Annotated in this window: 10 protein-coding genes, 15 tRNA genes and 1 rRNA gene; 23 read left to right on the forward strand and 3 right to left on the reverse strand. The window is 39.3% G+C overall.

Features of this window, described 5'->3' with window-relative positions; translation table 11 throughout:
* From rrf to ACWF5P_RS26890, 18 genes are all read left to right on the forward strand, one after another.
* Positions 1–104 (forward strand): 5S ribosomal RNA (rrf, locus tag ACWF5P_RS26805); the annotation flags it as partial.
* A gap of 9 nt (positions 105–113) precedes the next feature.
* A tRNA-Asn gene (locus ACWF5P_RS26810) sits at positions 114–188 on the forward strand.
* A gap of 5 nt (positions 189–193) precedes the next feature.
* Positions 194–285, forward strand: a tRNA-Ser gene (locus ACWF5P_RS26815).
* Between the two features lie 9 nt (positions 286–294).
* Positions 295–369 (forward strand) — tRNA-Glu (locus ACWF5P_RS26820).
* Positions 370–384: 15 nt separating this feature from the next.
* Positions 385–460, forward strand: a tRNA-Val gene (locus tag ACWF5P_RS26825).
* A 105-nt stretch (positions 461–565) separates the two neighbouring features.
* A tRNA-Met gene (locus ACWF5P_RS26830) sits at positions 566–639 on the forward strand.
* Between the two features lie 5 nt (positions 640–644).
* Positions 645–720 (forward strand) — tRNA-Asp (locus ACWF5P_RS26835).
* 12 nt (positions 721–732) lie between these two features.
* Positions 733–808: transfer RNA gene (locus tag ACWF5P_RS26840), tRNA-Phe, on the forward strand.
* Positions 809–815: 7 nt separating this feature from the next.
* Positions 816–891 (forward strand) — tRNA-Thr (locus ACWF5P_RS26845).
* Positions 892–907: 16 nt separating this feature from the next.
* A tRNA-Tyr gene (locus ACWF5P_RS26850) sits at positions 908–991 on the forward strand.
* Between the two features lie 10 nt (positions 992–1,001).
* A tRNA-Trp gene (locus ACWF5P_RS26855) sits at positions 1,002–1,075 on the forward strand.
* Positions 1,076–1,092: 17 nt separating this feature from the next.
* Positions 1,093–1,168: transfer RNA gene (locus tag ACWF5P_RS26860), tRNA-His, on the forward strand.
* Between the two features lie 35 nt (positions 1,169–1,203).
* Positions 1,204–1,278: transfer RNA gene (locus ACWF5P_RS26865), tRNA-Gln, on the forward strand.
* A 3-nt stretch (positions 1,279–1,281) separates the two neighbouring features.
* A tRNA-Gly gene (locus tag ACWF5P_RS26870) sits at positions 1,282–1,356 on the forward strand.
* 8 nt (positions 1,357–1,364) lie between these two features.
* Positions 1,365–1,438, forward strand: a tRNA-Cys gene (locus ACWF5P_RS26875).
* Positions 1,439–1,446: 8 nt separating this feature from the next.
* Positions 1,447–1,527, forward strand: a tRNA-Leu gene (locus ACWF5P_RS26880).
* 155 nt (positions 1,528–1,682) lie between these two features.
* Entirely contained in the window at positions 1,683–2,651 is a 969-nt protein-coding gene (locus ACWF5P_RS26885; RefSeq protein ID WP_452445523.1) for a tyrosine-type recombinase/integrase, read from the forward strand.
* A 411-nt stretch (positions 2,652–3,062) separates the two neighbouring features.
* Positions 3,063–3,917: a hypothetical protein gene (locus tag ACWF5P_RS26890; RefSeq protein WP_452445524.1), complete on the forward strand. Its 855-nt coding sequence runs from the start codon at positions 3,063–3,065 to the stop codon at positions 3,915–3,917.
* A 233-nt stretch (positions 3,918–4,150) separates the two neighbouring features.
* On the opposite strand, the gene ACWF5P_RS26895 is transcribed toward ACWF5P_RS26890, so the two are convergent.
* Positions 4,151–5,632, reverse strand: coding sequence for a hypothetical protein (locus ACWF5P_RS26895; RefSeq protein ID WP_452445525.1), 1,482 nt, complete (start codon positions 5,630–5,632; stop codon positions 4,151–4,153).
* A 341-nt stretch (positions 5,633–5,973) separates the two neighbouring features.
* A complete protein-coding gene (locus tag ACWF5P_RS26900; protein WP_452445526.1) occupies positions 5,974–6,183 on the reverse strand; it encodes a hypothetical protein in 210 nt (69 codons plus the stop codon).
* A gap of 522 nt (positions 6,184–6,705) precedes the next feature.
* Here ACWF5P_RS26900 and ACWF5P_RS26905 point away from each other — a divergent pair.
* Together ACWF5P_RS26905 and ACWF5P_RS26910 are read left to right on the forward strand one after the other, a co-directional pair.
* Positions 6,706–6,948: a hypothetical protein gene (locus ACWF5P_RS26905; RefSeq protein WP_452445527.1), complete on the forward strand. Its 243-nt coding sequence runs from the start codon at positions 6,706–6,708 to the stop codon at positions 6,946–6,948.
* A 238-nt stretch (positions 6,949–7,186) separates the two neighbouring features.
* A complete protein-coding gene (locus tag ACWF5P_RS26910; protein ID WP_452445528.1) occupies positions 7,187–7,765 on the forward strand; it encodes a site-specific integrase in 579 nt (192 codons plus the stop codon).
* Between the two features lie 840 nt (positions 7,766–8,605).
* Here the strand turns inward: ACWF5P_RS26910 and ACWF5P_RS26915 are convergent.
* Positions 8,606–8,860 carry a hypothetical protein gene (locus ACWF5P_RS26915; protein ID WP_452445529.1) on the reverse strand — a complete coding sequence of 85 codons (255 nt, stop codon included), beginning with the start codon at positions 8,858–8,860 and terminating at the stop codon, positions 8,606–8,608.
* A gap of 571 nt (positions 8,861–9,431) precedes the next feature.
* Between ACWF5P_RS26915 and ACWF5P_RS26920 the strand changes: the two genes are divergently transcribed.
* The 3 genes from ACWF5P_RS26920 to ACWF5P_RS26930 all read left to right on the forward strand — a co-directional run bounded on the left by ACWF5P_RS26920 (position 9,432) and on the right by ACWF5P_RS26930 (position 11,707).
* The gene (locus ACWF5P_RS26920; RefSeq protein WP_452445530.1) at positions 9,432–10,271 is read left to right on the forward strand and encodes a hypothetical protein; all 840 of its coding nucleotides are present in this window, start codon (positions 9,432–9,434) and stop codon (positions 10,269–10,271) included.
* A 424-nt stretch (positions 10,272–10,695) separates the two neighbouring features.
* Positions 10,696–10,941 carry a helix-turn-helix domain-containing protein gene (locus tag ACWF5P_RS26925; RefSeq protein ID WP_452445531.1) on the forward strand — a complete coding sequence of 82 codons (246 nt, stop codon included), beginning with the start codon at positions 10,696–10,698 and terminating at the stop codon, positions 10,939–10,941.
* A gap of 13 nt (positions 10,942–10,954) precedes the next feature.
* Complete coding sequence (locus ACWF5P_RS26930) at positions 10,955–11,707, forward strand: hypothetical protein (RefSeq protein ID WP_452445532.1); 753 nt, start codon at positions 10,955–10,957, stop codon at positions 11,705–11,707.
* The last annotated feature ends 444 nt before the right edge of the window (positions 11,708–12,151 follow it).

Below are 12,151 nucleotides of genomic sequence, written 5' to 3' on the forward strand. Positions count from 1 at the left end.
AGCGAAGAGGTCACACCCGTTCCCATTCCGAACACGGCAGTTAAGCTCTTCAGCGCCGATGGTAGTTGGGGGTTTCCCCCTGTGAGAGTAGGACGTCGCCAAGCTTATATTGTTCCGCAGTAGCTCAGTGGTAGAGCATTCGGCTGTTAACCGAACGGTCGTAGGTTCGAGTCCTACCTGCGGAGCCATTATTGGAGAGCTGTCCGAGTGGCCGAAGGAGCACGATTGGAAATCGTGTAGACGGGTAACCCTGTCTCAAGGGTTCAAATCCCTTGCTCTCCGCCATTTATACCTGGCCCGTTGGTCAAGCGGTTAAGACACCGCCCTTTCACGGCGGTAACACGGGTTCGAATCCCGTACGGGTCACCATTTAGACAACATATTGGAGGATTAGCTCAGCTGGGAGAGCATCTGCCTTACAAGCAGAGGGTCGGCGGTTCGATCCCGTCATCCTCCACCATTTTTCAATAACATCAAGTTGTTTCTGCATAAAGGATTGATCATTTCAGCCCATTGAAACGCTTAACACGAAAACTTGATGCATAAAAAGCAACATTATTACCGTCGCGGGGTGGAGCAGTCCGGTAGCTCGTCGGGCTCATAACCCGAAGGTCGCAGGTTCAAATCCTGTCCCCGCAATCTATGGTCCCGTGGTGTAGCGGTTAACATGCCTGCCTGTCACGCAGGAGATCGCGGGTTCGATTCCCGTCGGGACCGCCATTTTTATTGTTTGGCTCAGTAGCTCAGTCGGTAGAGCAAAGGACTGAAAATCCTTGTGTCGGCGGTTCGATTCCGTCCTGAGCCACCATAGTAGTGCCGGTGTAGCTCAACTGGTAGAGCAACTGACTTGTAATCAGTAGGTTGGGGGTTCAAGTCCTCTTGCCGGCACCATGTTTCATCCATATGCGGAGGGGTAGCGAAGTGGCTAAACGCGGCGGACTGTAAATCCGCTCCTTAGGGTTCGGCAGTTCGAATCTGCCCCCCTCCACCATCTTTATTACAGGGGTATAGTTTAAAGGTAGAACAGAGGTCTCCAAAACCTCCAGTGTGGGTTCGAGTCCTACTACCCCTGCCAATTTAAATCCTATAATGGCGATTGTGGCGAAGTGGTTAACGCACCTGATTGTGGTTCAGGCATTCGTGGGTTCGATTCCCATCAGTCGCCCCATTTAATAAAATATGATATAATGATTACAACGTTAATGGGCTATAGCCAAGCGGTAAGGCAACGGATTTTGATTCCGTCATGCGAAGGTTCGATCCCTTCTAGCCCAGCCATATGCGAAAGTAGTTCAGTGGTAGAATACAACCTTGCCAAGGTTGGGGTCGCGGGTTCGAATCCCGTCTTTCGCTCCAAAAACGTTGGCGGCATAGCCAAGCGGTAAGGCAGAGGTCTGCAAAACCTTTACCACCGGTTCGATTCCGGTTGCCGCCTCCAACAAACATGCCGGTGTGGCGGAATTGGCAGACGCGCACGACTCAAAATCGTGTTCCTCTGGAGTGCCGGTTCGACCCCGGCCACCGGTATCAAAAGAAGTCGCCTTAAATGCGGTGACGTCAGCGTTCTCTACTTCGGTAGGGAACGTTTTTTATTTGCGTAAATTACACGACTCGACGTAAATTATCGTACGCAGTCAATCGTGTGCGTAGTATCGCTAACTAATCGGAATGAGGCGATATTTATGGCACGTCGTAATAATCAGCTTAATCAACGCGAAATGAAAGTTATCCAATCCGAAGTAATCCACGATAGTTTCAACTTTGACGAACTCTTCATGCTATTCCTTCAAGACGGAAATCTGCGTAATTTGCGTCCTCATACATTAACCTATTACTCTAACGAATTAATGTCGTTTAGGAAGGCCTTAGAAAAGCTAGAACTCGACACAACGCCGGCGAAGATTAAACCGGATCATATTAATCAATTTATTATCTACTCGAAGGATGTTCTGGAGTTAAAGATTGTTTCGATTAATACAAGGCTTAGGGCGATAAGAGCGTTCTTTAATTTCGCGTATAAGCACAGCTATATCTCGAAGAATCCCTTCGCTAACATTCAGCTACTTAAAGACCGGCGGACGGTTATAGAAACGTTTACTCGCGAACAAATACATAAGCTACTTAAATCTACAGACTTAAGGACTTTTACTGGCGTACGAGATTATACAATAATGCTGCTGTTACTCGAAACAGGCGTCAGGGCATCGGAATTGATTGGTATAGAAACGGATGATATACGGTGGGAAGACTCGATGATCCTTATACGCAATACTAAGGGGCATCGTGAGAGATTAGTGCCTTTTCAATCGAAGATGAGGGCTCAGCTAAAGAAGTATCTTTCTATCCGTGGTAAGTGTGAAACGGATGCTCTGCTTGTGACCATGGACAATACTGCGCTTTCTAAACGCCAATTACAAAACAGAATTTCTTATTATGGGGAAAAGTCCAAGATCAAAAATGTACGGTGCTCTTGTCATACGTTTCGTCATACCTTTGCGAAGATGGCTGTTAAACAAGGTGCTGGCATCTTTGAACTGCAGCAAATACTAGGGCATACCTCTATGGAAATGGTTAGAATATACGTCAATTTATATAGTGATGATGTTAAAGAAAAGCACAAAGAATTTTCACCTTTAAAGTATCTACTATAAAAATAAAAAAAGAGCGCCGGTTGCTGGTAACAACCGTACGCCCCGCACTGATATTGATTACATATAGTTTACTGAAAAAAATTGCCTTTTACAAGGCTTATTCAGTTATGCCTATTTCGGATACTATAATCGCGGGCTGCGTCTCTTTTACGAAAGGGATCTAGAATCATGTCGAAAATAAGAATAGTAACTATGTCCATGTCTACAAACGAAATAACAATCGAAGCAGAACACGCTGGCAACATCGCTTATTACAGATCACTATCTCAATTTGATTCGCTCGAATCATTCAACGAACACTACCGGAATCTTACATATACATACGCAGAGCTACTCGACCAAAAGCCGTCTTTCAAGGCGATATTAAAGGCTTTATTTGATAGCGCCCCTAGTACATTCGGAGTCCCGTTCATGAAGCGTGAGACACTAGCGGAGAAGGCAGGCGTATCCCTACGATCCGTCGGTAACTTCCTAAAGGTTTCTGCCGACACTTTCGGAATTACAACACTTAAGCAGCTCGGTAAAAAGGACAAGCGTTACGGTGGATATGCGTATCTAGTTTACGTGTTTTCTCCCTTATCAAATTTACGAACGCATCCATCGAATGAGGTTATCGAAGCACCTTCCGAAAATGAAGATTGCACAGCGTCTTGCACGGCGTCTTTGCACAGCGTTAAGATGCCGAAAGCCCTGAAGCCCCAAGCGTTAGAGGCTCCTATTTTGGCTCCGAATCAAGATTCTTTTAATCAAGCTTCTCCTTCGGAAATAAAAGATATTAAATACAAAGTACAAGACACCGTCGGTAAGCAAATAACAAATATCGAATATATTTCTCCTTTCGATAAGGACATCGATATACTACTAACCGGATACGAAATACTAGAAAAAATCCAAATTCAAAAAACAATCGAAAAGACTTTAAAGAAACGTAATCTATTATTTGCTAAAGCGAAAATGTCCGTATTGAAAGCGCTAGAAACTTTAGTGTATTTCCAACGACAGGCTAATCGCGGTCTATTCGCATTCAAAAAAGGTATTCATGCATTTCTAACTTATAATCTTAATCTAGCAATCGATGAAGAAGACGAAATAAAGGCAAACGAAGAGTACGACCAAGCTATGGGGGACTTATATTCTACCTACAACGAAGAAGATAACGAAGACTTTTTTAATTGGGGAATAAGAACAACAGTCGCAGGCAAAGGTAGTAACAGGGATGAAGATTTTTTCGCTAATTCTTATGCGTCCATGTCTATTAAAGTTTAGGCTCTTTTATATAATGCTGTTGATTTTTTTAAAAGAAGGGTATTAAATGATCCCCCGTGAACCACCTTTGTTGGTTACGTCGATCTGCGATACCAGCCCCTAATTTGAATTTTTATGAAAATCACTAAAAGTTAGCTAAAAGGCACTATTACTATACAGAGTATTTTTCTAGTTAAAAGAGGACACCAAACGACGATATAAATCAACCATTCAGTATCCTTTAGTGAAAATAATCATATTGATATAACTGAAACAAATAATGCAATGAGTGCAATTAATAACGAGAATATAGTTAATGTTAACATTACTCTTTGTCGTTTATAATCAATAATTGTATTTAAAAAAGCAGTTTGATTATCTAATTCATGTTTTACATTTTCAAACAAACTCGTTAAATTAGCAAACCTTTCTTTAACTGAAGATGTTATCCTTTCAGGAATATTTTTTTTACTCCCCCATTCATTATATGACTTAAAGAATATTGAATTATAATCTTTAATAAAGTATTTATATAAATTATCATTCATATCCCTTTTGATACGGTTTACATACAAGTAGTCTTTTTCCATTTTAATTCTTAATTTTGTTAACTTAGAAAACTTCGAGTACTTAGTTATTCTTTTGGAGTTTATTTTATCGTATATGTTTTTATGTTTCAGTGTTCTTTTTTCTAATATTTCAGTTAGATTATTTAGAGAAAGTAACTGTAGTAAGCCTTTTGATAAATCTTCCATAATTAATCTAACGGAAGTATCAAAACCAATGCCTTTATTTATATCGTAATTTACTCTATTAAATAATAATTTTAGAGTCATATCTTTGGACGCATTCCCTGGATGGGTAAAGTAAGTTTCAACATCTCCATCGAAATTGATTTCATTTATCTTGTAATTATCTACCCCGATAGATGCAAATTGTATATCTCTTCTCTTTAGATAATCTTGACTTTTAGTCATTTTATACACTTCAATCGATGGGTTAACAGAACCTAACTTAGCAAAGAAAAGTGGAAGTTCTTTTAATAGATATCTGGTAATTCTCCACTTTAACTCAAGAAATAAATCTTCGATAACTAATGTCTTATGAGTCCCCTTATTATAGGTAGTATAAATCCATTTTTTAATATTAAAATAATCTTTTATATACCGCGGGATCATTAAGCGATGGTATCTTTTATCTGCATCGCTATTTATCATATTATTTAATTCATCTTGAAATTTTTCTGATGGAACTACTCTAAAGTATATAGTGACAAACGAATAGGTAGTTGAAGAGATACTGATTTTTATTTTTTTACATATTTCAGACATCTTTTTATCTTTAATATTAATATCAAATAGAGGACACCAGCTTCCGTAATCAAGTTCAGAATTTAATTGATTGAAAAATGTATCGATATTAGATGGATTATTATAGGGACTAAAATTATTACTATTTTGTTTATAAAGCTTATGTAGACCCTTTCTAAGTTTTTCAAAATCCTCCACAAATATAATATCGCTAAATATAATAGAATCTAGGTTGAAATTTTCAATAATTTCCGGTTTACTAAGATCAGGATTCATTGAACTCATTGATTCCAAGAAATCGCGATTGTTATCATTTTCAACGTTTTTAATATGAGAATAAAAATTTATGAGATTCCTACCGAATTTTTTTCTATACTTACCCTTAACATAATCTTTTTCCCTAGTAGCAGGGTTTCTTATTTTCAAAAATCTTCCTCCTCATTAACGCTTAATCCGTTTTATCTTTATTTAATAATTATTAATATCAGTCTTCTCTTGTTCCGCAGCTTTAGCCTTACCACCACAAGTAACAATGGGGAAATCGTCGTTCATATTAGATTATATCGATAACTGTTTCGTCGCTAAATAAACATTTATTTGAAATTATACCATGATTGTTTAGTGATTTTTACCTATAAAATCAAATATTTGTAAATTAATATGGATGTATTTTACCAAATAGTTATTTAATGGGCTTGAATAAGTAAATGTAAAACTAAAAAAAAGAAAAAGAACGGATACCCGTCCAAGTTCCGCAGATCTTTAGTTTATTCTCGTTCAGATGCGATGTATCCCCGGATCCTTCTTAGCTCTGCATTACCGAATCGATATTGCTTTCCGCGTAGTTTCCCGTCTATAAAGTACTCGGCCGTTATACGGATACGATCCGAGTATGAACGCTTAATACTTTGCATTATCTTTGGGTTTTCGGTATAAAAAGCGAAGCTGCGTGTTTCTAATTGCCAGTATTCGGACATTATTTCGACCTCCTTTCGCTATCTTGAGCACTTTTCTTTTGCTCTCGGAAAAGTTAGCGTTTAGAAGGTCGGACTTGTTACATATACGGTAATGTTTTAGGAAATACAGGCGATTCTAGCTATTCGTTTATTGATGCGAAGGTATTAGTATTCGAAGGGGGCAAAAGAGCTCTATCGTGCTTCTACGAGGGAATCTATTAGTTGTTATAAAACAAAGCTACGAAAAAGGGATGTCGAATAAATTCGTGTAACTTTCGCAGTATAACGACATGAGTTTTCTGTATATGTTGAAAACCCTTGCGGCTCAAGGCATAGCGTCATCGAATAAGTATATATCAATGTTAAGAAAAGTTAACATTCGACTACATTTCGAAGGTATTCGGCAGTTTGTAACCTACTTAAGAGTTCAGACCAAGAGGGCTTCTCAAACTCATAGGGTTTTTCTTTTAATAGAATATATTGTCATAATATTAGTAATATATGGTATATTTATACTAGATTAATTAGAAGGGAGGGATTATTTTGACAGATGTAAAAGTTTCTCCAACTCCTATTCAACGAAATAGTTTAGATGTCGCAATGGAACTTACTCAAATGCATAAGCAATTAGTGGGCATGGGTTTTGAGTCAACAGACATTGCGCAAACATATGCAGGTTACTACGCTTTGGCACAGACTTTGCAAAGAAAGTCGGTGGATAGCCTTAGTGGTTTAGTTTCAGATGAAATTCTTGCTGTTATTCGCCGTAGTGAATCTCCTTATTAATTAAATAATAAGCTAGTAAAGAAGATCGGGGATTTTTTCCTCGTCTTTTTTTATTTTTACTTCAAATGGGACACAATGTAATTAAGTCTCATTCGAAAAATGCCAATCGTCCTTACTCCGACAAGGGCTCAAGGCGATTCAGTAGTATATTATAGAAAGAATCTTGTTTTTGAATGGGACATAACTTATAATGAGGTTATATTGAGTCTCATTACAGATTGGACGGAGGATTTTTTAATTGGAATTTGTAGAGCCGATTCGTGACCGAAATAAAATCGCAGCAATGAAAAAACTACTCGCAGGAAGCCCGAGGGATCACTTGCTATTTACTATCGGTATCAACACGGCTTATCGTGTATCAGATTTACTCTCTATGCGATATAGCGACGTGATGGATTCAAACGGGAAACTCTTCCCGCATTTTAAGCTGAGGGAAACCAAAACGAAGAAAAATAGTAAAGTCTCAATGACAAAGGGAGTTCAGAAAGCGTTAACTGATTACATAAAAGATAACTACAAAGGAAATCCCGACGACTATCTTTTCCAGAGTCGTAAACGAGATAAGGACGGCAATTCACAGCCAATAAACCGAAAGTCAGCATGGAGGATTATTCAAGAAGCTGCGGAGCAACTCGGAGAAAAAAACATCGGCTCTCACAGTCTTCGGAAAACCTTCGCATATCATGCTTACCAGAACGGAACGGACATCGTTTTACTTCAAGACATGCTTAATCACTCGAGCTCGTCCGTGACATTGCGTTACATCGGGATTACACAGGATGAAAAGGATAGAGTAGTACAGGCGTTAGATTTATAGGGCGGCACAGAGATGCGGCTCTTTTTTTATGGCCTAACATACCGTCATTATAGGGTTATACAGGGTAATAAGGGGCGATAGACCTTGTGGCATGCCTCTAGTGCGTATACGGGTAATAGATATTCGGTGTAAGTCTCTAAGCAAAGTAAGGAGCTTTACCTCTTCGGATATACATAGGTTTATATATCCACCGCATAGTGTATATGGTCTTATAGTAAGACACAGGGTTACGACTATCTTTCGTATTGGTCAAACTTCACTTTGTCAGCGGAACAGAGAGGATCTCTAGAGGATTGTTCTTTCTCGAACTAACGAGATCAAACAGCGTTCTTTTATACATGAATCTATTCATCGAATGCAACGAATGGACAACGTAATAATGCGGATTTAATGAGTGTATAAATGTAATGAACAAACAATCGAATGAATCAATACGATTAATCATTGATACTAAAGGATTCATGAAATATAAGAAATGTAACTCTTCGCTGTTGTGTTACGTATTGTATGCACAAATCTCGCATGAAAATGCACGGAAGGGCGGGCCGAAAGCTCCGGAAATCATTTTCCCCAGAGCCGGGGCCCAAAAAAAAACCGTTACTACTGTATATATTTAGCGCAATCATTTTTTTTACTCGGGGGGTAAAACGATCCCACCACGAAGCAGCAGCTCGTGAAATTTTCGCTAGTAAAAAAATATCTCAGGGTGTCGCATATATCTATAAGTCGAGGGTGATATTGAAAAGAAGTCGTATGGTAGATTTGTTGATGAGGTAGTGTGAAAAAAAGGGAGAGTGGGTCGAGTCACTCATCCGGACAATTAAATAAATTTTGTTGTTATCACCTTCTGATCTTTGAAATCCTTTTGAAATTATTAAACTTTCTTTCTAAAGTGCTAATTCTTAGTTCTAATGGTATATCGCTAGGTTGTTCAGATGGTGTATCTTGAATTTGACTTTTTTCCGCCTTGCTTACCCAGTCCCTTAGTGTTCGGGGTCTTAATCCAAAAATATCGGCAGCTATGTTTATATCCACCCCATCCATTTCCGCAAATCTTATCATATACTCTTTTTGTACTCCGCCTATCTTCTTCACACTAATGTCCCTCCTAGTAATTATCTTTCGAATAAGTATACAAATAAAAACAGAAAATTAAATCTTTTCTTTAAAATTAATCTCCTAGGTTATGTCATTTTTGTGAATGAAACAAGTAAATAATCCTTTTTTTTCTGAAAAAGAGTTTTGATTGTAAATTGTAGGGTCAATCCCGACCAATAACAGCTTTTTATGGGGTCAATTCCGACCAGTTGAAAAGAGGTCTAGGACTTAGAGCCATAAGGGTTTGAGAGGTTTTTGGTGCGCTGAGTATTCTTTTTTCTTAGAAAATAAAAACAAACATTACAGTCGAATAAATTCTCCTGTTATCGCATCAAGGATATATCTATATCACGTTATTGTAAGAGAATGCGAGAAAAAATGATAATTACTTAGTGATTGCAAGGGTGAAAGCCCGTAGCTGGGCGAAGCCCAAAGAATGGAATTGAATTAATGAACGAAGAGCCTTCGAAAGGGGCTCTTTTTTTGTGGTTACATGTCGCAAATAAGGTATTACTTTCGCTAATGGATAAGAGGGCAAGAGCCTTTATCACGAAAGGAGAGAACGCCAATGGAAAGAAGAAGAGTAGGTCTCATAGATTTGGAAACGAAAGAATTACTCCAAGAAATTCGTCCCAAAACCAAGCAACAACTGCTTTACGGAGCGAAGAAAAATGCTATCAGAGAATATAGATCAAAAGGGGGGCGTAATTTTATCGCATGCTTTCCGCAAGAGCTCAGAAAAATTAATCATGAAATAACTCTTATCGAGGCGGGGGCAGCCATGCGACTACTCGGTTATCTTCGATGGAATGAGAATGGGAGGCTTATAGACAAGGGCAAATCGCTGACGGTAAAAGATCTCTCGAAAATTTTCGGAAAGGGACTAACTGCGACTAAGGACATTCTTAAACGTCTTGAATCGTTCGACCTCGTCGGTAGGGCAAGAGATGGAAAATCAAATGCGTTCTTTATCAACCCTCGCTTCTTTCAGTTTGGAGGTGGAATCAAAACGAAGGACTATACGAAGCTCTTTATTGTAAAGTCTCGAAACCTTGTGGAAGAGCTTTCTATTCAAGAAGCAGGTTTACTTTGGAAAGTAATACCGTATTTTCATTTCGCTACATACTATCTATGTGAGAATTATACGGAAAAAGATGCGCAGATAATCAGACATATGTCGCGAGAAACGCTCGCGTCCCATATAGGGCACGACAGAAAAACCGTGGGAAAACTTATGAGCGGGCTTAATAAAAAGGGAGCAGTACTCATTACGCAAGCAAACGGATCAAGAAGGTATCTCATCAATCCGGATCTTATTTACCGTAAGATACTCGATAAAGATGTATACACGCGTAGTGTAAGGGAGTTATTTAAGCAACATGAGGAACTCATCAACAAAGAAAGATAACAAAAAAGGGAGGAGGGCTTTACCAACGAGGAAAAAAGATGATATGTCCTCCGCCGACTCTTCTATAATGCGTATCTCATGTAGAATCGTCGAGCCGTCTATTAAATATCGATGAGTTTCTTCTATTATATAAGGACCGACGTCTTGTCGATCTTCCGTGCGAAGAAGTACTTCGAATTGAAGTCGTCAGAGTGCTTCCGGTAAAAATATTTCTGGCAGAGTACAATAAAAGGGCTCTAGACCGCTATATAAGAGAGAGGGTATTTACCCTTTCTCCTCCTGCTTTTCTTCTCCTGTCTCCGCAGAGTACAGAATAATTACTTCCTTAGGCTATTTATATTTACTCTGCGGGATCTCCTAAAGGAATATGGAATTATTTTTTCGTATATTGGTACTAAAATTTCCGTTAAAAAGGAGGCTATTAATGCATATAACACACGACGAGTTACGGCTATTCCGTAATTTACATGGCGCAACGCTTAAGCAGGTCGCTGAGAAAACTGGATTTTCACCAACATCGATTCTGCGTTACGAGCGTGGGGAGAGACTTATCCCGCAAGGCTTTGCAAAAATCTTTTTTGAGCACTTCTCAGTTACTCCGAATTTTAAGACGGACGTAATGCTGCTCAGAGCCATCATAAGGAACAACAAAAAACTTATTAAAAACTAGGAGGAAACCATTAATGAAGATTCAAGATATGAAAGATCTTATCGAATACATCAACGGAGAGCAGCATGCTACGACTCGCTATTTCCGTGAACAGATAATAGAACCCTTTCGTGAGAAAAAAGCAACTATAAACCGTTCTAGAGACTTAAGCGACGAGGGTAAACGAAATCAAATAGGAAAGCTACAATCAGTCTATGAAAGAAAGGCCCTTGAGTTAAGCCGTGATCTACATGCAGATACGAAGAAAACGGCACTCGCAATAAAACAAGCTGCGGAGCAACTACTCGTTAGTGGACTTGAGCCCGTAGACTCGCATAAAAAAGCTCTCTTCGACCAAAAAGTCGAAAAGCTAGAGGCAGCCGTTAAATTCGCTGTGACACCGAAGCGAGCTTCCGACGCACTACAAGAGCTTTTATCCCTTGCGGATGAACCTACCTTAGCGAATGAGATAAAAGGCAAGATTCTCATTCTCTCCGACTACGTGATCGGTATGTCGAACCCTGCCGATCGTCCTGCGATAAGAAAAGAACTGGGACACCTTTACAACGCAGCATCTAGACAGGCAATGCCGGAGGGAAGCAAGGAAGCGGCGAACATCCTAGAAACGGCGGATCGACTACTTAATTCCTCAGGCATCTCACAACCAGTTGCGACCGCACTTCGTGAGATTTCAATCCAAGCATCGACCTTCATCTATAATCCGGAGGAGAGGCTCACTCTTATAGGCGCAGCAGTTCAGCAAGATAACGGAATGCAGGAGTTTTAGAGGCTCGCAGAAAAGTAGAAAAGAGCCCGAGCAAAAAGGGGAATATCGGAATAAAAAGAACGGGGGAGCCTTGAGCTCTCCTTTTTTTTGTATTCGCGTGTATCAACCTACGAGGCCTCTTTGCTTTACAATGTGAAGGCGTAAAATAACAATTCGGAGGCGGAAATTACGTGACGAGTTAGACACTATCTAGAAAGAAGTTTTGTGATGTCGGATAGATGCGGGGTACGCTCAAATAGCAAAGCCAAGCCAATCAGCGACGAAGAGTTGTAACGTGGACTGAACGAACTAAACGAAATGCTGAACTAGGAATATCGATTGCTATACCCGATGATTAGTTTTTTTATTGCCGTTAGGTAATCTTGATTTTTTATTAAAGGATATTGTTGATTTTTTTGTAGAACTACGTGGCTTTTGGTTGAATAACATATATATATATATAAT

This window comes from Peribacillus sp. NPDC055009 (assembly GCF_053608705.1).

Bases quoted from the DNA above. Each gene is read 5' to 3' on its own strand.
- ACWF5P_RS26885 (WP_452445523.1), top strand. From the start codon at position 1,683: ATGGCACGTCGTAATAATCAGCTTAATCAACGCGAAATGAAAGTTATC.
- ACWF5P_RS26890 (WP_452445524.1), top strand. From the start codon at position 3,063: ATGAAGCGTGAGACACTAGCGGAGAAGGCAGGCGTATCCCTACGATCC.
- ACWF5P_RS26900 (WP_452445526.1), bottom strand. From the start codon at position 6,183: ATGTCCGAATACTGGCAATTAGAAACACGCAGCTTCGCTTTTTATACC.
- ACWF5P_RS26920 (WP_452445530.1), top strand. From the start codon at position 9,432: ATGGAAAGAAGAAGAGTAGGTCTCATAGATTTGGAAACGAAAGAATTA.
- ACWF5P_RS26925 (WP_452445531.1), top strand. From the start codon at position 10,696: ATGCATATAACACACGACGAGTTACGGCTATTCCGTAATTTACATGGC.
- ACWF5P_RS26930 (WP_452445532.1), top strand. From the start codon at position 10,955: ATGAAGATTCAAGATATGAAAGATCTTATCGAATACATCAACGGAGAG.